Source organism: Enterococcus sp. DIV0187 (genome assembly GCF_051713785.1).
GTDB lineage: Bacteria > Bacillota > Bacilli > Lactobacillales > Enterococcaceae > Enterococcus_A > Enterococcus_A avium.
Genome location: NZ_JBIOQO010000001.1, coordinates 2,271,960 through 2,290,606, shown reverse-complemented (window position 1 = coordinate 2,290,606; position 18,647 = coordinate 2,271,960). Strand labels below are relative to the sequence as shown.

General features: G+C 38.3%; 18 protein-coding genes, 2 pseudogenes and 1 riboswitch. Of the genes and pseudogenes, 12 read left to right on the top strand and 8 right to left on the bottom strand.

What is annotated here, in order from left to right:
- Position 1: 1 nt before the first annotated feature.
- The 8 genes and pseudogenes from IGI52_RS11205 to IGI52_RS11170 all read left to right on the top strand — a co-directional run.
- A complete protein-coding gene (locus IGI52_RS11205; RefSeq protein WP_438781308.1) occupies positions 2 to 1,714 on the top strand; it encodes a SpaH/EbpB family LPXTG-anchored major pilin in 1,713 nt (570 codons plus the stop codon).
- A gap of 84 nt (positions 1,715 to 1,798) precedes the next feature.
- Positions 1,799 to 2,899 carry a class C sortase gene (locus IGI52_RS11200; protein ID WP_438781306.1) on the top strand — a complete coding sequence of 367 codons (1,101 nt, stop codon included), beginning with the start codon at positions 1,799 to 1,801 and terminating at the stop codon, positions 2,897 to 2,899.
- Positions 2,900 to 2,919: 20 nt separating this feature from the next.
- Complete coding sequence (locus tag IGI52_RS11195) at positions 2,920 to 3,396, top strand: LytTR family DNA-binding domain-containing protein (protein ID WP_438782247.1); 477 nt, start codon at positions 2,920 to 2,922, stop codon at positions 3,394 to 3,396.
- A 2-nt stretch (positions 3,397 to 3,398) separates the two neighbouring features.
- Complete coding sequence (locus IGI52_RS11190; RefSeq protein ID WP_438781304.1) at positions 3,399 to 3,818, top strand: hypothetical protein; 420 nt, start codon at positions 3,399 to 3,401, stop codon at positions 3,816 to 3,818.
- A gap of 46 nt (positions 3,819 to 3,864) precedes the next feature.
- On the top strand, positions 3,865 to 4,575 hold the full coding sequence (locus IGI52_RS11185) for a winged helix-turn-helix domain-containing protein (RefSeq protein WP_438781302.1): 711 nt from the start codon (positions 3,865 to 3,867) through the stop codon (positions 4,573 to 4,575).
- A 581-nt stretch (positions 4,576 to 5,156) separates the two neighbouring features.
- Positions 5,157 to 5,456, top strand: a complete 300-nt coding sequence (locus IGI52_RS11180) for a hypothetical protein (RefSeq protein ID WP_438781301.1) — start codon at positions 5,157 to 5,159, stop codon at positions 5,454 to 5,456.
- Positions 5,428 to 5,975, top strand: a pseudogene (locus IGI52_RS11175) (reverse transcriptase domain-containing protein). Before IGI52_RS11180 ends, IGI52_RS11175 begins: the two are co-directional and overlap by 29 nt.
- Positions 5,976 to 6,002: 27 nt before the next feature.
- Positions 6,003 to 6,362, top strand: a pseudogene (locus IGI52_RS11170) (group II intron maturase-specific domain-containing protein); the annotation flags it as partial.
- Between the two features lie 108 nt (positions 6,363 to 6,470).
- Here the strand turns inward: IGI52_RS11170 and aroD are convergent.
- From aroD to IGI52_RS11145, 5 genes are all read right to left on the bottom strand, one after another.
- Entirely contained in the window at positions 6,471 to 7,223 is a 753-nt protein-coding gene (aroD, locus tag IGI52_RS11165; protein WP_438781300.1) for a type I 3-dehydroquinate dehydratase, read from the bottom strand.
- Between the two features lie 51 nt (positions 7,224 to 7,274).
- The gene (locus IGI52_RS11160) at positions 7,275 to 8,462 is read right to left on the bottom strand and encodes an MFS transporter (protein ID WP_016179678.1); all 1,188 of its coding nucleotides are present in this window, start codon (positions 8,460 to 8,462) and stop codon (positions 7,275 to 7,277) included.
- Positions 8,463 to 8,476: 14 nt separating this feature from the next.
- A complete protein-coding gene (locus IGI52_RS11155; protein ID WP_016179679.1) occupies positions 8,477 to 9,355 on the bottom strand; it encodes a shikimate dehydrogenase in 879 nt (292 codons plus the stop codon).
- Between the two features lie 47 nt (positions 9,356 to 9,402).
- Complete coding sequence (locus IGI52_RS11150) at positions 9,403 to 11,430, bottom strand: FAD-dependent oxidoreductase (RefSeq protein ID WP_102871861.1); 2,028 nt, start codon at positions 11,428 to 11,430, stop codon at positions 9,403 to 9,405.
- Positions 11,431 to 11,549: 119 nt separating this feature from the next.
- Positions 11,550 to 12,767: an MFS transporter gene (locus IGI52_RS11145; protein ID WP_172702799.1), complete on the bottom strand. Its 1,218-nt coding sequence runs from the start codon at positions 12,765 to 12,767 to the stop codon at positions 11,550 to 11,552.
- A gap of 125 nt (positions 12,768 to 12,892) precedes the next feature.
- Here IGI52_RS11145 and IGI52_RS11140 point away from each other — a divergent pair, with 125 nt between their 5' ends.
- The gene (locus IGI52_RS11140) at positions 12,893 to 13,774 is read left to right on the top strand and encodes a LysR family transcriptional regulator (protein ID WP_438781298.1); all 882 of its coding nucleotides are present in this window, start codon (positions 12,893 to 12,895) and stop codon (positions 13,772 to 13,774) included.
- A gap of 357 nt (positions 13,775 to 14,131) precedes the next feature.
- Here IGI52_RS11140 and IGI52_RS11135 read toward each other — a convergent pair whose 3' ends face one another.
- The 3 genes from IGI52_RS11135 to IGI52_RS11125 are packed head-to-tail and all read right to left on the bottom strand — an operon-like array spanning position 14,132 to position 15,247.
- Positions 14,132 to 14,491, bottom strand: coding sequence for a chromate transporter (locus tag IGI52_RS11135; RefSeq protein ID WP_438781297.1), 360 nt, complete (start codon positions 14,489 to 14,491; stop codon positions 14,132 to 14,134).
- Entirely contained in the window at positions 14,481 to 14,684 is a 204-nt protein-coding gene (locus IGI52_RS11130) for a chromate transporter (protein ID WP_438781296.1), read from the bottom strand. The genes IGI52_RS11135 and IGI52_RS11130 overlap by 11 nt, the downstream gene beginning before the upstream one ends.
- Positions 14,684 to 15,247 carry a chromate transporter gene (locus tag IGI52_RS11125; protein ID WP_034875574.1) on the bottom strand — a complete coding sequence of 188 codons (564 nt, stop codon included), beginning with the start codon at positions 15,245 to 15,247 and terminating at the stop codon, positions 14,684 to 14,686. The genes IGI52_RS11130 and IGI52_RS11125 overlap by 1 nt, the downstream gene beginning before the upstream one ends.
- 109 nt (positions 15,248 to 15,356) lie before the next feature.
- Here IGI52_RS11125 and IGI52_RS11120 point away from each other — a divergent pair, with 109 nt between their 5' ends.
- The 3 genes from IGI52_RS11120 (at position 15,357) to IGI52_RS11110 (ending at position 18,507) form a co-directional block, all read left to right on the top strand.
- A complete protein-coding gene (locus tag IGI52_RS11120) occupies positions 15,357 to 16,223 on the top strand; it encodes a LysR family transcriptional regulator (RefSeq protein ID WP_438781295.1) in 867 nt (288 codons plus the stop codon).
- 82 nt (positions 16,224 to 16,305) lie between these two features.
- Positions 16,306 to 17,007: a DUF975 family protein gene (locus IGI52_RS11115; RefSeq protein WP_016179686.1), complete on the top strand. Its 702-nt coding sequence runs from the start codon at positions 16,306 to 16,308 to the stop codon at positions 17,005 to 17,007.
- Between the two features lie 482 nt (positions 17,008 to 17,489).
- A riboswitch (M-box (ykoK) riboswitch) is annotated at positions 17,490 to 17,659 on the top strand.
- Positions 17,660 to 18,075: 416 nt separating this feature from the next.
- Complete coding sequence (locus IGI52_RS11110; protein WP_048717797.1) at positions 18,076 to 18,507, top strand: GNAT family N-acetyltransferase; 432 nt, start codon at positions 18,076 to 18,078, stop codon at positions 18,505 to 18,507.
- Positions 18,508 to 18,647 lie beyond the last annotated feature (140 nt).

The following is an 18,647-nucleotide window of genomic DNA, read 5'->3' as shown; positions in this document are numbered from 1 at the left end:
CATGAAAATTAAGAGAAAGATTTGGGGATTATTGGGTGTTATGATCTTCATGGCAAGCAGCTTTAGCGGATTATTAGGCAACGGGCTTGTAGCCGACGCGGCATCAACAGATGTGGATGTCAATATTTACAAAGGGGCGTATGATACAAAACCGACAGATATTCAAAATACGGGTGAAAAAGATGAAAACTGGCATACGGCTAATGGCGGACGTCCGTTAAAAGATGTTGGCTTTACAGTTTATGACGCGACAGAAAAATTCTATACACTTGCAGCAGCGAATCCAACTTGGACAGTTAATCAATTACGCGATGCGATCGCAACTGCTGGTTCTGCTGGATTAACCGAAGCGGCAGCGGAACAAACAACCGACGCTTCAGGTCATACGAAATTTACCTTGCCAGATAAAGTGACGGTAAATTCGGAAGAAAAAGATGCGGTTTATCTATTCGTGGAAACTTCAGCACCAAGTAATGTTACGACAAAAGCAGACAATATGGTCGTGATCTTCCCAGTCTATAAAATGAATGCAGATGGGACACCAACTGACACTGCCTTGACTGAACTTTTCTTATATCCGAAAAACGTACAAAAAGATGACATCGATGTAGAAAAAGAAAAGGAAATCAAAGATGATTTTACAGTTGGTGAGCCAATCGAGTATAAAATTACTTTTGATGTACCAGTGGGAATTGATGGATTAGCAAATAACGATCCTTCTAATCCAGTATATCGCTATACACAATTCTTCTTACGTGATGAATCGCAGCCAAATTTGCATTATTTGGATAATCAAGGTCTTTATGTTGTTGAATCAGATGGCGTGACCTTAACGCAAATTAATGATGTAGATTTTTCTGTTGTAGCAGATCCAAGTGGTACACCACTTAAAACCGGCTACGATAATATTTTCCATGTGTTCTTCAATGAAGAGGACGATTTAGCAAAACAAACACCAGACGTTGTAAAACTTGGCAAATATGCTGGTAAAAAATTAGTCTTTAAATACCGTATGTATTTAGATGAAAACACTGTTCCAGACACTTGGATTGATAACCAAGCAACTTTGCAATATGAAAACAATCCAACTAACGGACTAGAAACACTGCCTTGGACTGGTGACGATGTAATCACTTATGGACGTCGTTTTGAAAAAGTTGATCAAGACAATGGTACTTCTTTAGCCGGCGCGAAATTTATCGTGAAACGTAGTAACGGCGGTACAACAGAATACATGATTGCAGCGGCAACACCAAGCAGCCCATCTCGCTGGTCAACGAACAAAGCAGATGCGCTTGAATTCACTTCTGATGGCAGCGGATTATTCACTGTGACGGGACTTGAAGGAACTATTAGCCATAATGCAGCTGGTGTAGCATTACCTTTACAAACTGTTCCAGGCAGCTCTTCAATTGGTGATCCATCTCATCCGGCAACTGTAGGAAAAGAGTTAGTTCAATACTGGTTAGAAGAAACGCAAGCACCAAGTAATGACTATGTGGCGTTAACTACAGATATTCCGTTCACTGTTGACTATGGCACTTACACTGCAACGATCAAAGTCGGTGATGAAACAGAAGTAGAAAACAAACGCAAAGGGACCTTGCCAGGTACTGGTGGTAACGGCATTTACGCGATTATCGCAGTAGGCGTGGTAGCAGTCTTAGCGGTTGGCGTGTACTTCTTACGTAATAAAGAAACTGTTGAAGAATAAAGTAAGTAATTGATCATTCATAGGCCGGGATATCAATCATTAGTGATTTGAATCTCGGTCTTTGTGTTAAAGGAGAGTGGTTCGATGAAAAAATGGCAGAAAAAGATCCTGATTGATGTTTTCATGATGCTGATCTTAATCGTTGGAATCGGAGCCATTGCTTATCCTTTTATTGGAAATTCTGTCATGTCCTATCTTGATCAGCGGATTATTGAAGAAGCGCAAGAAAAAGCAAACCACGAAGATCAAAAAAATCTAGCAGCTTCCCAGAAAAAAATGCTGGATCAGAATGCGAAATTAGCATTAGAAGGTATCAATGCGGGCGGCGATCCTTTTTCCGGTAAAGAGGATGAACAGGATTTTTCGAAGAATCCTGATTATCTATCAGATCATACGATTGGGACCATTTCGATTCCTGCGATCGATGTCAGTTTACCGATTTTTGACCGGACCAGTGAGTTTTTTCTGGAACGGGGCGCTTCCTTATTGGAGGGAACTTCCTATCCCATCGGCGGAAAAAATACCCATTCCGTCATTTCGGCCCATCGGGGATTGTCCAACGCGAAATTTTTTACGGATTTACCTGAATTAAAAAGGCAAGATCTTTTTTATATCGAAATCGGCGGGAATACCTTCGCCTATAAAGTTATGAAGACTCAAGTAGTCAAACCAGAGGAGACTGAACAGCTGAGGATCGAGCCAGAAAAGGATTTAGTGACGCTGCTTACCTGTACGCCTTATATGATTAATTCCCATCGCTTATTAGTAACGGGGGAAAGAACAAAACTGCCCGCAGATGCGAAGCAAAAACTGGCGGCTCTTAAGAAAAAGCAAAAGCGTTTGTTGTATCTGGTGATTGCTGCTGGTGTGCTTGTGCTTCTTGGAATTCTTGCTATTTTTTGGCGTCGAATCAGAAAACGGATTATTACTCATCATTTTTATACCATTTCAATTCCTAATGCCGAAAATGATATTTATAATCTGTTTTATAAAAAAAGTAATAATTTAGTTTGTGAAGGGGATATACCGATTGTATTACAGTTGAATTCTGCTAGAAATTTGAATAGAGCTGATATAAAGGGAGGCAAATATGTATTAAAAGGGAAAAAACAACAATATTTACTTTGGATAGATAAAATCAATCAAGCGAATTTTTCATACAAAATAAATAACAAAGGTGATTAAAGAAATTACATTTGTTTTTTGTGTATAATAATCTGGTAAGGTTGGGAGGTTTTTCTATCAAGATTAAAGTAGATATCATTGACCATGGAGAGGAAGAACTTACCTTAAAGGTAAAGTCGCTAGATGATGATTTGTTGCGTTTAATTAACTCTCTGCAAATGAAAAATGCATTTCTATGGGTAAATAAAGATGAACAGCTACATAAAATAAAACTGAAGGATGTTTACTATTTCGAAGCGGTAGAGAAGAAAGTTTTTTTGTATACCAAAGATGAAGTCTTTGAAATCAAAGAAAAACTCTATCAACTAGAAGAAAAATATAAAGATACACAGTATATTCGAGTCTCTAAGTCAGTAATTCTTAATATAGAAAAAATTGAATTGATTAGCCCGACATTTAATGGACGGCTCATTGTCAAGTTGCAGAACGATGAAAAGATTTCTATCTCAAGGAATTATGTTCGCAACTTAAAAAATCAACTGGGGATGGAGGAGTAGGTATGAAGAAGTGGGTTGTTATTCGTGAATTAACCATTATTTTTTCGTTCATATTTACTCTAAGTATTGTATTTGCTCTCTTTACAGGAGCAAAACTTACGAACGAAAATGTTTTTTCCATCTTGATCTTTTCATTGATAGCAGGAATTGGCTGCGGTATTTTTTATATTGATTCTTTGGTGGATTTTTTGGGAATCTTTTGGATTCAAGCAGCCTATCTTATTATTCTTTTTACGGCATTCATTAGCTGTAGTCAGTTTTTTGTTTGGAACGTTCCTTCAGGCATCATGGTTTGGGCCTTTGTAGTTATGATTATCGGCTTTTTTATTGGAAAAGCGATTTTATTCAGCGTAAGTGTAAAAATGACTGAACAAATGAACAAGCAATTAAGGAAGAAATTTCATAAACGAGACAATGAGTAAATCAAAAGATACTCAAGAAGTAGACACCAAAGAAGAGGTGAAATAAATGGCATCTGTACTGCTTTTAACGAAGAATATTTTAGTAGAACAAACACTTCAAACAAAGCTGCAACGCTTAAACTATGAGGTTTTTTGCTGCACAAATATGTTCTATTTAATGACAAAGCAAACAAAGAAGCTGCCAATGATCAGCTATTTCGATTACATCATCCTCAGTGAAACCATTTCTGAGAATGAATTGCAGCAGCTTTTAAATTTGCTTCCAGAATCGAAAGTTATTTTGCGCAAGCTTGAAAAGGAACCGGAGAGACAGCTAGAAGGAATTCATGGCTGGATCAGCGAAGCAGCAACTATTGAAGAATTGCGGGAAAATCTTTGCCAATGGGAGAAGTACTGCAACTCGCAGGAAGTCTTTTTATCGCTGGTAGAAAACCGTGGTGACAATAAGAGTGAACAGCCTTCGACAGGCTCACTCTCTCTATCCAAATTAGAGAGGCGAGCATTAGAACAGCTTTATCAAGCAAATGGAAAGGTTATCTCGCGAGAAGTGCTCTGTGAATATCTCTGGACAGATGGCGCAACGAAATCACGGTTGGCGCAGCTCTCGATTCTGATAAAGAAATTACGAATTGCTTTTAAAAAGAACGGTGTATCAGGAGAAACCGTTCAAACTTCATGGGGAGAAGGGTATCTGTTAACGAATACCGCACTAGAGTATTACGAGCAAGAGCGAGAACATGAAGCTTTGCTTTCCTAAATCAATGATGAAAAAGGTCATTCTCACTAAAGAGTGACCTTTTTTAGGTGTGCCAGGCATGGCACTTATCTAGCTGGTGAAAGTCCAGTCGTGGGTAGTTACCGCCAAGCGTAGTGAGCCTCAAGCCGAAGTCAGTAATGACGGGGTGAAGGAAGTGGTGTAGCGAATCTTTAAGCCTACGCACAGAAACCTGATGAGGCTAAATGGTGGATGAGGTTGCCTAACAAACCGAAGTCCGAAAGGTAAACGTAAAACCAAGACAGTAAATCAAGAGGTTGTAAAGAGAAAGATAAGTGTCTTAACCTGGGAGATCCTGCAGACGGATAAGCACGAGAAGCTTTAAAATCAGCAATCGTTAAAAGCCAGTCGAAAAAGGTTTGCCGTAGGAAGTCAGCTGAGGTCATAGTAGTTATCCAGCCTAGATAATGAAGGACCTAATGTTTGTATAGTGCGAATCACTATAAGAAAATGTCCAAGCAGTCCGAGAACAAGGATACCCTAGCCCAATGGAACGTAACCATTGATGGGAAAAGTAATGGGGATGGTCTTGGATACATCTACGAATAGAGGAGGAGCAGCGGATGAGAATGATAGAAAAGATTACGAATGTCGAAAATATAGAACTAGCCAAGGCCAAAGTCAAGAGTAATAAAGGCGAACCGGGCATTGATAAAATGACGGTGAATGAAATTGATGATTACTTTCAAAAGCACGAAGCAGAACTATCAAAACAGCTTCGCGAGGGAAAGTACCAGCCAAAGCCGGTACGCAGAGTCTATATACCAAAAACAGATGGAAGCAAACGACCACTAGGAATACCTACGGTAGTAGATAGAGTGGTGCCATCAAGCCATGAAACAAGTATTAAGTTACTTGAATGAAGGCTATGAATGGGTCATAGATATGGATATAGAAAAGTATTTCGACACGGTGAATCACGACAAGTTAATCTCGATTCTTAGAGGAAAAGTGAAAGAGAAGAAAATCCTGCATTTGATCCGTACATTCTTAAAGTCAGGCATTATGGAACACGGGCTAACCACACAAAGTATAACCGGTGTCCACCAAGGGGCTCATTAAGTCCGATTTTGTCGAACATTTATCTGGATAAGTTAGATCAGGAGTTAGAAGCAAGAGGACTCCGATTTGCAAGATATGCCGATGACACCAATATTTATGTCAAAAGTGAATTAGCCGCGAATCGTATGATGAAGTCTATCTCAAACTGGATAGAAAGAAAACTATTCTTGAAGGTGAACATGACGAAGACTAAGGTCGTAAGACCTACCAAGAGTCACTATCTAGGGTTCACATTCTGGAAGGATCAAAATGGATGGAAGTGTAAACCCAGCAACACAAGTAAAACAAAACTTTACGAAAAGCTTAAAGTGACTCTTTAAAGGAAACATGCAGTAGCGCATCCTCTAGCGGCAACCTTCACTAAAATCAACCAAACGGTCATGGGATGGATCAACTACTATCGCATTGGCAGTATGAAAGGATACCTAGATAAACTTGGTCAATGGTTAAGGCATAAAGTGCGGGTAATCATCATCAAACAATGGAAAGTACCTAAACGAATCTTCAAAAACCTACAGAAATTGAATATCAAGCTAAAATGTGGTTTCACAGAAGAAGATATCTTCAAAGTAGCCAATTCAAGACTTGGATGGTACAGAAGATGCGGAATGAATGTCGTCAACTTTATACTGAGCCCAAAAGTGCTGAGTATAAAGAAAAAGGATCGACCAGGGTTGATCAATCCTTTAACTTACTATCTAAGATAATCGTGAAACCAATACAAATGTAGCGCCGTATACAAGACCTGTATGTACGGTGCAATGGGAGGGGCAGAATTTATTCCCCCTCTACCCTATTCAGTTAAAATAACAGTTTTATGCCTGTAGCGTATTCAATAGTTTCCGTAATTCAGACACGGATATTTGTCCTGGAGCGGAAGCTGTTCCGGCAGAACCGAACGTCGCAGCTGAACCAAAGACTTGTCCAGAAATACGGCTAATCATTCCTAGTGTTCCCATAGACATAGTAATTAATGGACGATCTGCATAATTTTCATACATCTCGCGGGTAGCTTCGAGGAGTGTCAGAACATCCGCGCTATTTCTAGGCATAACAGCAATTTTGCAGATATCTGCACCTTTAAGCTGCATTTGCTGCAGACGAGAAAGAATCTCTTGTTTACTAGGAGTCTTATCGAAGTCATGATTACATAAGATAACTTTAATATCCTTTTCGTGGGCAGCGGTTATTGTTTGTGCGACTAATTTGTCAGGCATAAAGAGTTCTAGATCAATTAAATCAAGACAGCCTTGCTTGATTAACGTCTCATAAATTTCAAAATACTTTTCTTCACTTAATGGCAGCTCGCCGCCTTCTTTATAAGTTCGGAAGGTGATTAGCAGTGGTTTATTGAGTGCTTTTTTTATTTTATGAGAAAGCTCAGCTACAATTTCTGGTTTTTCAACTTCTTGAAAAAAATCTATACGCCATTCAACAATATCACAGTCAAGTTGTTGAATATGTTCAGCTGAGGAGAGTAGGTCTGTTTCTGTTCGATCTAGCAAAGGTACAATTATTTTAGGCTGACCTTCACCAATGGTCACTTGGTCAATTGTTACTGTGTTCATATTGTTCCTCCATTAATTATTTAAGTTCATTCAACTAATTTGTTTGACGTGCTATGCGGATAAATCTACTGTTTTTCGATAACGTATAAAGATAATTACAGCTAATAAAAAGCCAATTCCTGCAATAATGGTATCAAACAACATAATACTACGAACATTGTTCTTTGCGATGGCTGCCGCAATAATCGGGATCAGGAATGAAGCAATACTGCCAAAGGTATAAAAAATCCCTGTGATTGTTCCTTTACCCGCTGGAAACAGTTCGCCCATTACAGTGAGACCAAGCTGCATGACTCCGCCGGCAGCGAAGAAGCCTACCAATGCAGCACCAATCATCATCACTAACGGTGTAGGGAATAACCACATGATAAGAATCGTTACAAATGAGACGAGAGTATAAAGCGTTACTAAATAAACAGGCCGCACTTTTGTCGCTAGAACAGCAGTCACAGCTACACAGATAAGGGAGCCAGTTGAGTAATAAGAAATCAGTAAATTTGCGTTATCAGTGGTCATTTGTGCAACTTCCTCACCATAAATACCGATAAACTGTGAGATTAAATAAAAAGTTGCTTGAGAAATAAAACCATAAATAATGAAACAGACACCCTCAATTGCTATTTTAGGCTGACTTTTAAATGTAACGGCTTGTATTTCTGCCTGTTGATTTTCCTTAGCGTCTTGATCTGGAAATGGTCGTTTCAATAAAAATAGACCATTTAAAACAAAAACGATAATCGGAATGATAAAGGACCAGCCAAACCATAACTGATTGGTATTGATAATTTTTAGCATAATCGGTAGGGTAAATTGTCCAATTTGTACGAATGCTTTGATTAATACATTCGCTGTTCCCGCCTTTTTAGGGAAAGATTCCATAAGGGCTGGATACGTGCCTGAGTCTAAGAAAGAGTTTGAAACACCGGCAATTACTGCAAAAATCATAGCAGTCGTTACGCTTTTACTGTACAAAATACCAAAGAAATACAAAGAATAAGTAACGATACCTAAATAAATGAAGGGCTTTCTTCCAAATTTATCTGATAAACGGCCGGAGATTAAAATAGCAATCAAGCGGCCAATTCCTAGCATGGAGATGACTTTCGCTATCCCCATTAGATCCGTATCCCACTGTCCCATTAAAGCTTTTTGATTCTGGGATATGATGATAACACCCATCCCATGAATAATATAATTGATGTAAAGACCAATCGCTGTTGGTAAATATTTATTTTTCATCCATACTCCTCCGCCTATTCATCAAATAATAATTCTTTAATATATGTGACTGGCATTTCTTCATCAGTGAACAATTGAAAAGCTGCAGCTCCTTGATAGAGCATCATACCCAAACCGTTTATAACTTTTTTTGCACCATGTTCTTTAGCAAAGCGTAAAAGTTTCGTTTCTCTTGGAGCATAAACGACGTCAAAAACCACTAAATCAGATCTAATCATTTCTGGATCATTAATCAAACTTTGTTCTTGTAAAGGCTTCATACCAACGCTTGTGGCATCTATATAGATACTACTTTTTTGGATGGCTGATTTAAATGCTGCTTGATCTGCTAAATCGGTTACAGTTGCCCGACAGTTAGTATTATCATTGATTTTTTTTGCGGTTTCCTTAGCATTTTCGAACACATCATCATTAATGTTGAAAATATACAGTTCTTTTGCACCATCAAAAGCAGCTTGGATAGCAATCGCTGTTGCCGCCCCGCCTGCACCAGTCAATGTAATGGATTGATCTTTGACTGTTACACCCTCATCTTCCAGTGCTTTTATTGCACCAATCCCATCTGTGTTATAACCGACTAAGTGTCCTTTGCCATCTTTATTTGTGACTGTATTTACGGCTCCGATTAATTTAGCTTCTGGTGAAATTTCATCTAAATAGGGAATAATTGCCTGTTTATTGGGCATAGAAACATTTGAACCGCGGATACCCAATGCACGTATTCCATCTACAGCAGGTTTTAAAGTAGAGTTGTCTACTTCGAAGGCAAGATATGCATAGTCCAGTCCTAATTTAGCAAATGCTTCGTTGTGCATTGTTGGTGACATACTGTGGCGTATAGGAGTAGCTATTAGGCTGATTAGTAAAGTGTGTCCAGTTAATCGTTCTGTCATTGTTCAATTCCTCACTTAATATTTATTTTTTCATTATCAAATTAAGTTCAAACGTATGTGGCATGCATCGTTTTTCGTTGAGTTTCCAGATTTTTAATGGTTTTCACAACATCGCGAGCTTCCTTAGTGCCTTCCATGATTCTTCGAGCTACCTTACTGTCACCAATGTTAAGTAAGGTAATATTATTCTTTTGTGTATAATCAGTTAGGTCGGATAATAAAGGAGCGTCAGCACGCATACCTAAACAAATGAAACCTAAATCAAAAGGTAATTTAAGGCGTTCTCCTTCAGCTTTTTCAACGATGAAACAATTCTTTTGTACTTCCATCAATTTCGTAGAAGTGTGAACATCAACATTATAGTCATGAATGATTTCCATCATTCCAAGTTTAGTGATAATATCTAAATCTTTTCCAAGTTGATCAACCATTTCAACAATATGAACTTTTTTTGCACCATTTTCTGCGTAATACTCAACCACATCTAAACCAACTGCACCTCCTCCAATAACAACGACTTCTTTTCCGTCAAAATCATTGAATTTTTTCATATCTCCCAAAAGGTCAAAAATAGAGAAGACTTGTCGATTGGATTTAGCTAATTCTTCGTGCAGTCCCACAATTGGTGGAAGCAATGGTTTTGCACCGGTAGTATTAACAATCAAGTCTGGCTTTTCATTTAGATCTTCTAACGTAAATCGATGATTTAAATGAACAGTCAAATTGGATAATTGTTCTACTCTTCTCGTTAGATAGGTGACGAAATCATTGATTCGTTGTTTGTCAGGAAAGCGGGAAATTTCATGGGCTAATCCGCCTAGATAACCTTTCTCTTCGTAGAGTGTGACATCTACACCAATTTCCGCAGCACTGGCTGCAGCTTCAAGCCCAGCAGTTCCTCCTCCAATGACAACCATTTTCATTGGTTTAGTGACTGGTGATTTCTTGTAGGTTTCCTCATAGTAAAGATCTGGATTAACAGTACAACGAATTGGACGTGATTTCGAAATGCGATGATCTGCACAGCCAATATTACAGGAGATACATTTTCGCAATAGATATTCCTGACCATTAGCCACTTTATTAACCCAATTTGGCTCCGCAATCAATCCGCGTCCTATGGCAAGTAGATCGGCATCTCCATTTAGCAGAATTTCTTCGGCACGCTGTGGACTACGAATATTACCAGAAGTAACAATCACTTTCTCTGGAAATTTATTCTTAACCGCTTTAGCCATATAACTTCGCCAACCATCCTTAAGATTCATTTTGTCGATTTGATATTGTAAGTTATCATTTAATGCTGCTGAGACATTCAGTATATCTACATCTTCAGCAATGTAACTAAGCATTTTTATAGTATCGTCTAAGGTATTTCCATTTGGTAACAGTTCGTCTGCGCTCACACGTAAAGAAATCGGAAAGAATGGACCCACTGCTTGTCTAACCGCTTGAATGACCATTCGAGCAAAACGAGTACGATTTTCAAGTGTTCCACCGAATTCGTCTGTTCGTTTGTTATAAATTGGGGATAAAAATTGACTAATTAGATAAGAATGGCCTGCATGAATCTCAACACAATCAAATCCGGCTTTTTGTGCACGTAAAGCTCCTGCAGCATAGTTTTGTACGATTTGTTCGATCTCAGCTTTTTTAAGTGGCCGTGGAACAGGATTTCCAGCTTTGCTAGGAATATCCGAAGAAGAAACCGCTTGTACTCCTTGCAAACGTGGTTGATAAGCAGAAGCGCCAGCATGATTAATCTGTACAGATGTAGCAGCTCCATAGGCATGCATCCGTTCGTTAAATTGCCAAAGACCAGGTATGAATTGATCCTTGTCCATTCTTAATTGTGTTGTTCCGTTTGTTCCTAGCGGATAATCAATACAAATGTTTTCCAGTGTAATTAATCCTGTACCACCTTTTGCTCGCTGTTCGTAATATGAATAATGCTGTTCATTAAAGGTTCCATCCTGATTTGCAAAATTTGTTCCCATTGGCGGCATAATCACTCGATTTTTTAAGGTCAAACGTTTAATCGTCAAGGGTTCAAACAATGCTTGATATTTTTCCATAATATTCATCCTCTCGTAGATAATGAGAACATTCACAATATCTCGCCTTCATTCTACGAGAAGAAATTTATAAAATCTAATGCTTTATATCTATGTTAATCATAAATAAAATTTATCATTTAGTTTTTAATAGGTTTTTCCAAATTAAGAAATTTGTAGCGTTGCTGAATAACCAGTGAGGCGATAAAACCTAATAAAATTAAAAATACATCAAACCAAAAAACGTATTCCATCCCCTTGTTGCTTATAATACCGGTGATGTATGGGGTTATCATAACAGACGTCGAGGTTGCCAAGGAGTAATAACTAGTATAGCGACCTTTTCTACTAGGAAAAAGTTCCAACATTAGAGCGAGTCCTAACTGCCAAATTCCACCAGCGGCAAAAATTCCGATTGCTAACGCAGCTATAACAGTTGAAATAAAACTAGGCGAAAGTAGCATCCAAACTAGTGATAAGCCAGAAATTGCAACACAAAAACTAATTAATTTCGGGATGCTTACACCTTTTTTCACAATTCCGGATGTGAAAAAAACAGAGACAAATGATCCAACGCTGTAGAGGCTAACAAAAATCAGACTGTTTTCGTGGGAAGCGACATGCATGGCTTCAGCGTATTGTGGAATCCAAAGAATAAAAATATTAAAAATAGAAACTGAGACGAAAGAGAAAACTAATAAAGCAATTCCATCAATTTTAAAAATTCCTCGATTGATAATTTTGCTTGAGGAAGATATTGGTTCGTCAACGATTTCTGTGGGTAATGAACTTAGGGGAGGGAATTTAGCAAAAGCTAGATAGCCCAAATTAGCCAACAAGCAAACGGCGCAAAGAATAAAAGGCCAGCCGAAAAATAGCTCTTCTTTTAGAAGAAAACGAGTAATAAAAGGCAAAATAAATTGCCCTAAAGAAATAAATGCTTTATTTAAGACGCTTAGTGAGCTGTTGGTTTTTTCATCTGGATAAGCTTCTACCAATGTAGGGTATGTACTAGTATCTAAAAAAGCATTACTGACTCCGCCAAACATTGCGAAGAAAAATGCTGTTTGATAATTTGGGCTGTATAAAACGCCAAAAAAGAAAAGAGCGTAAGATAAAATGGCGATAATGACAGTTTTTCGACGACCAAAAGTATCGGAAAAATACCCAGAGAAATAGAGACTAAGGATTCTTCCAAAACCAATTGCACTCATTACTAGAGTGACTTGCGTGGTACTTGCTTGCCATTGATTTTTTAATTCAGTCATATTTTGTGAAAGGATAATGGCAGCCATTCCTTGAAAGATGTAGTTAAAATAGAGACTCCCAATTAATAGACGATATTTTGTAGGTTTCATAAAAATTCTCCTCATGTGATTTTATTCACTTGATTATACCTTAATACTAGGTCATTTGTATCATTAAAACTAATGCTTTATTTTGATAAAATTGATAAAATCTATTTATTGAATGAGGTGGAAAAATGAATTTAAGGCAATTAGAATTTTTTATTTTACTCGCGCAAAGCGAGCATATGACCAAAGCAGCTGAATTGGCTAATACTTCACAGCCAAACGTGAGTCATGCAATGACCACTTTAGAACAAGAGTTAGGCATTGCTCTATTTGAAAAAAAGGGACGAAATATTCGCTTGACCCGACAAGGTAGGATCTTTTACGAATATGTCCAACCAGCACTTCAAAAAATAGATGAAGGGCAGCAACGACTACAAGAGATTATAGATCCATTTTTTGGCGAAATCGAGTTTGGATTTATTTATACGATGGGTTCAACTCTTGTACCCAAACTAATTCAAACATTTCAGCAAAAAAAAGAAAACAAAAGGATTAAGTTTCTTTTTCATCAAGGAAATTCTAATAAAATCATAAAAATGTTATTAGATGATACGATCGACATAGGTATTTGTTCGAAGATTAGTGAAGACAGCGATCTAATTTTTCAACGTTTGACCCGTGAAAAGCTAGTATTAGTTGTTCCATTACATCATCCTCTGTCAAAAAATAAGAGTGTTGAAATCGAAGAGACATTAACTTATCCCTATGTATATTATGGGAAACAAAGTGGACTGCGTCCGTATTTAGATCGTCAATTGAAAGAGCTAGATATAGCGCTGACTGTTCAGTGCGAACTGGAAGAAGATCATAGTATTTTAGGATTTGTTGGTGAAGGTTATGGAATTGCTTTAATGCCTGATATTCCTTCGATCACTTCTTATCCAGTTAAAAAAATCGAAATTAAAAACCACCTAGAAGACAGAAACGTTTATTTAGCAGTAAAAAAACACAACTTAGAAGTTCCTGTGATAAGAAAATTTTATGATTTTTGTTTAAACACCGACAAATAAAGGTGAGTCAAAGCTTTCTTAACCTCTGTGTAAGATATAATTCTGATTAGTTTGCAGCGAGGAATGAAGAGGAAGTGATGGAAGGAAAATTTGAAATTGCTTTATTAGGAGACGGCAAGTTATTCTAAGCCGAAAATACTTCATTGTTCGATGATGATATACGTCACATTGTCACAGTCAGATGAAGAAAGAAATACCAAAAAAATCCACGAAATCAGATATACCAAAGCAAACAGCCATTAGCTATTCCATTCCATTAAAGTAGTTTAAATCAGTAGCTTAAATCTTAAATAGATAAATGTAACTTATTTTCTTGTAGCTAGATAAAAAGCTAGAGAGGTTCTAATCAATACCCACCTACTGATAGAGCAAGAACCCTGCAAGTCCTGCCACACACATCAAGACAATGGGATTGGGTTTGAATTTTCGCAGAATGATCAATGAAGCAGTGAATAAAATCGCAGCTCTCCAATCAAATTGTAAGAGCAGATTGCTGGAAAAGTCGGATGTTCCGAAGAAGGCCAATAAAAGAATGGTAAAGCCCGCCGACATGATCAAGCCGACAGAAGAAGCTTTTAGGCTTTTCAGAGCCGCTGCCACATAGATAGAGTCGTTATGCTTTTGGAAAAACTGATATAGGCTAATGGAGATTACACAGCCGCCTAAAATACAGCCAATGGTAGCGACAATCGCACCGGAAATTCCGTTAATCTGCATGCCTACAAAGGTCGATGTATTGACTGCCAAGCGGTCCAGGGGTCATCTGCGAGATAGTGATAATATCACTAAAAACTTTCTCACTTAGCCAGCCCTGCTGATGAACTACCTGTTCTTGAATCACGGGAATAATGGCATAGCCGCCACCGATACTGAATAGCCCGATTTTGAGAAAGGTCAAAAATAATTGCATTAGGAAGCCTCCCTTGTTTGTTGAAAATAGGTATCGAGTAAACAAAGTCCAACGCTGAAAAATAGAATATAGATCACGTTTAAATTAAAAATGGCATTAGCTACAAAAGAAATTGGAACCAATAGGCGTAGTAGTCTAGAGCTTTCTTGCCGAATCAGCTGATACATATCAATAACAATATCGATGATCAAAGCGGTGACACAAGCCTGCATGCCTTTTAGAACGGCCATCACCGTTACGTTTGCGGCGAATGCGGCGTACCAGTTAGAGATTAATCCCAAGATCACTAAAGGCGGGATGATCGAACAAATCGCGTTAATGAAAACTCCAGGTAGTCCTGCCACTTTTTTTCCTGCCAAAACACTTAGATTGATGGCGATGGCTCCTGGTGAGGATTGCGCGACAGCCGCCATCTCCATTAATTCATCATTGGAGAATAGTCGTTTTTTTTCAACATAATACTTGCGAATCATGGGAACGACCACATAACCGCCACCAAAAGTAAAGGTGCTGATAAATAGACTGATCGAAGCCAGCCATAAGTAATGTTTAAGTTTTGTCATGCTGCCACCCTTTCTTGCTTTCTCTCTAGTATAAGGCTTGGTTTGGTATGTGTGAAATGATAGTATTGGGGTATAGGTATGAATGCTATTCATGAGAAGAGGAAACCTTATGAACTATAAACAATGTGTGATATTTCGTGAGATCGCGAAAACGAATAATTTTACCAAAGCAGCAACGAACTTATTTTTGACGCAATCAGCTGTTTCTCATGCGATCAAAGATTTAGAAGAAGAAGCGGGCACGCAGCTTTTTGAACGACTACATCGCAGTGTGAAGCTCACTCCTGCGGGAGAATTGCTTTTGCGAGAGATTCAACCGATCATTGAGGAGTTTGAGTCTGTCGAAGCACGTTTGTCTGATTTAGAGAAGCAGCCGCCATTGAAAATCGCCTCCTGTATTACGTATGCTCAGACAGAGCTGCCGCAGCTATTGCGGCGATTTAGCGTGAATCACCCAGAGGCTCATTTTAACGTTCAGGTTTTTCCTGCTTCAGAATCGATTGCTCGTTTAGAAACTGGCGAGGTTGATCTTGCCTTTATTGAAGGCAAGGTCCAGCAAGCTTCCTTTCAAGCAAAAAAGATCGCAGATTATCAGTTGTGTGTAGTGGCGGCACCAGATTTCGCTGAAGAGCAGCTTAGTTTGCCAGAACTTTTGCAACGTCCGCTTTTATTGCGTGAAAGAGGTAGCGCTGTTCGTGAAGCCTTTGAATCCTTTGTTGTTTTACAGGGCTTCAAGCCTTTTCCGATTTGGGAAAGTGTCGATTCGCAGGCTTTGGTTTCAGCTGTTAAAGCAGGCTTTGGTTTATCGGTATTGCCGTACCGTCTAGTGAAGGAGGAGATTTTGCTAGGAAAACTGACCGAGGTCAAGATTACAGATTGGCAGCTGACCAATGACATTACTGCTCTGGTTCGTAAAAGTCGATATCAATCCCGGATATTGGCTGAATTTTGGAAAATGCTGCATCAAGTAAACTAATTTTGGACAAGTTTGTTTGAATGACTTTCTAAAATATTTACAGTATATTAAACTATTGAATAAAGAGAGGGGTTATTCAATTATGAAAACGACTGCTGAATTAAAGGCAGAAGCGAAGGATGCTTTGAGAGGTAAATGGGGACAAGCAGTTATTCTAAATCTGATTCCGACATTATTAACTGTAGCTGTGATGTTCTTTGTGGTATTATCGGGATTAATCTGGTTTTTCATTCATGGATCAAGTGACGGCGTGATTACTTCTGTTTCAGAGTATCAGCAAAATAATGCCAGCGGCGGTGGAACAAGTTTAGTTTCATCAATTATCAGCGCATTGTTTATGAGCGGAATCTCTTGGACGTATCTTGATTTGCTAAGAGGTGAACGGACGCAGATCGAACCGATGAAGGACGCGTTTCGTGGATTTCAAGGAGCATTCCTCGGCGGTGTAGTTCTATTAGCACTATTTACGAATATTTTCACGACATTATGGACATTCCTATTCATTATTCCTGGGATCGTAAAAGCCTATGCGTATTCGCAAAGCTATTTTATCTATTATGATCAGCTTCAACAAACAGGGGAGAAACCGAAAGTGTTAGACACAATTACTGCCAGTCGCCACTTAATGATTGGCCACAAGGGCCGTTTGTTTTGGCTGGATCTAACGTTTATCGGCTGGTACCTGCTGACTGCTTTAACAGCGGGCATCGCCTATCTATGGGTGGCACCTTATATATCCGCTACTAAAGCTGCCTTCTATGAAGACTTGCAAAGAAATATTTAAAAAAAGCAGGACTCAATCATATGATTGGGCCCTGTTTTTTTAAGCAAATCTTTTGTTGTTTTGAATCGCCAACAATTGTGGGAAAAGATCAGATTGATAATCGGCAATCAGTTGCTTATTTATAAGCTAATTTTATTCTATCATGAAGGAGATGTTCACTTTTTTTCTCGAATCTGCCACTGCCTCGATCATTCGTCAATTCAATGTAAACACGAAAGATAAAATTTATTTTTCAGGGTTACTATTTATTTAGCTATACAAAAATCTTTTATAATTGATTAAAGTTCGCTTTTTCAAAAAATGAAATATCGTAAAGTTTTTGGAATTGAGTATTCAGTAAAAGCATACGAAAAGGTTAATTGCCAGGGATTATTAAATATAATATGCGTTTTTTTATAGAGTATTATTATATTTAACAACTTTTTAACTGATTATAGTTGACAATGTTCATTCATTTTGTTAAATTTTGAAAAGAAAAATAAAATATGATTTGTTAGGTGAGGCTCCTATACAAACACAGGCTACTGCCCAAAAATGTCGAGAGACGCCAATGGGTAGAACAGGAATTGTCGAATACAAGGCTTTTCTTAAGGTAGCTAAGATGTTTGTCTTTACGTTGTATAGTGCCAAAACTCAACGATTAGATCGATAAGAATATTTGTCTTTTTAAGATGGATTTGTTAAGGCCTTTCGCTGAGTTTTTTAGAGCGAAAGGCCTTTTTTGTCAGTCGTGCTTTTCGCAGTTTGACTTAGTGATGACAGTTTTAAAAGAAATTTTTAACAAATTGTAGCTGAAGATGCTTAGCACGATGATATGCGTGGTGAAACTCAACTCATTTTTCTGCTTTTTAGAAAAATGGATTCATTAAAATGAACTAGCTGCGAGTTCAACTTTCTGCAGTTTCACATCGCCGAGCTACTTGTTCTCGACGGCATGGCTTTCTTTCATGGAGCTAGTTCTCACCAACCGTCTATTTTATTTTCAATCAAAAACAAAGGAGGAATTATCATGGTAAAACAGTGTATATGCTAACGAGATGGAACAGTTTATTTTACCGGGAAGCCTTGATGCTTCGAAATCGGGTGTTGAAGGAAAGTGCGGGAAAGGCGTATTTGTTCGAGGCACCGATTGAAGAAAAGCAGGATATTCATTTGGTCGTGCGGCAAGGAGATGAAGTAGTGGGAACGTTGCTGCTGCATCCTGTATCAAACGCATTTGTTCAGATCAAGCAGGTTGCGATCGAACCGCTGACTCAAGGAAAGAGTCTTGGGAAGAATTTGATGATCTATGCAGAAGAGATTGCGGAAAGATTAGGCTTTTCGACTATTTTCTTAACAGGCAGAAAGCAGGCCTGGGGCTTTTATGAAAAGCTGGCTTACCAAGAGCTGCCATATGAGTATCAAGAAGACCAATTGATTTTGAAAATTTTTAAGAAAGAAATTCGACAACCATTGAGTCGAATAACCACAAAGGAGATGAAAACAAATGGACGACAGTAGTTCGCGAAGAACGGGTTTATGGATGATAGAGGAACGGGGCATTGGCAAATTATTCTTGTCTATTTGTTTTTAGCCCCTTCATCTCTCCGTGAGCCCACAATAGGAGGCGCAAAAAAATGAAAACATTCGGAAATATTCTT

Excerpts from the sequence above, each read along its gene's own strand:
- IGI52_RS11205 (WP_438781308.1), top strand. The coding sequence starts at position 2 with ATGAAAATTAAGAGAAAGATTTGGGGATTATTGGGTGTTATGATCTTC.
- IGI52_RS11200 (WP_438781306.1), top strand. The coding sequence starts at position 1,799 with ATGAAAAAATGGCAGAAAAAGATCCTGATTGATGTTTTCATGATGCTG.
- IGI52_RS11190 (WP_438781304.1), top strand. The coding sequence starts at position 3,399 with ATGAAGAAGTGGGTTGTTATTCGTGAATTAACCATTATTTTTTCGTTC.
- IGI52_RS11185 (WP_438781302.1), top strand. The coding sequence starts at position 3,865 with ATGGCATCTGTACTGCTTTTAACGAAGAATATTTTAGTAGAACAAACA.
- IGI52_RS11180 (WP_438781301.1), top strand. The coding sequence starts at position 5,157 with ATGAGAATGATAGAAAAGATTACGAATGTCGAAAATATAGAACTAGCC.
- aroD (WP_438781300.1), bottom strand. The coding sequence starts at position 7,223 with ATGAACACAGTAACAATTGACCAAGTGACCATTGGTGAAGGTCAGCCT.
- IGI52_RS11160 (WP_016179678.1), bottom strand. The coding sequence starts at position 8,462 with ATGAAAAATAAATATTTACCAACAGCGATTGGTCTTTACATCAATTAT.
- IGI52_RS11155 (WP_016179679.1), bottom strand. The coding sequence starts at position 9,355 with ATGACAGAACGATTAACTGGACACACTTTACTAATCAGCCTAATAGCT.
- IGI52_RS11150 (WP_102871861.1), bottom strand. The coding sequence starts at position 11,430 with ATGGAAAAATATCAAGCATTGTTTGAACCCTTGACGATTAAACGTTTG.
- IGI52_RS11145 (WP_172702799.1), bottom strand. The coding sequence starts at position 12,767 with ATGAAACCTACAAAATATCGTCTATTAATTGGGAGTCTCTATTTTAAC.
- IGI52_RS11140 (WP_438781298.1), top strand. The coding sequence starts at position 12,893 with ATGAATTTAAGGCAATTAGAATTTTTTATTTTACTCGCGCAAAGCGAG.
- IGI52_RS11135 (WP_438781297.1), bottom strand. The coding sequence starts at position 14,491 with ATGCAGATTAACGGAATTTCCGGTGCGATTGTCGCTACCATTGGCTGT.
- IGI52_RS11130 (WP_438781296.1), bottom strand. The coding sequence starts at position 14,684 with ATGCAATTATTTTTGACCTTTCTCAAAATCGGGCTATTCAGTATCGGT.
- IGI52_RS11125 (WP_034875574.1), bottom strand. The coding sequence starts at position 15,247 with ATGACAAAACTTAAACATTACTTATGGCTGGCTTCGATCAGTCTATTT.
- IGI52_RS11120 (WP_438781295.1), top strand. The coding sequence starts at position 15,357 with ATGAACTATAAACAATGTGTGATATTTCGTGAGATCGCGAAAACGAAT.
- IGI52_RS11115 (WP_016179686.1), top strand. The coding sequence starts at position 16,306 with ATGAAAACGACTGCTGAATTAAAGGCAGAAGCGAAGGATGCTTTGAGA.
- IGI52_RS11110 (WP_048717797.1), top strand. The coding sequence starts at position 18,076 with ATGCTTCGAAATCGGGTGTTGAAGGAAAGTGCGGGAAAGGCGTATTTG.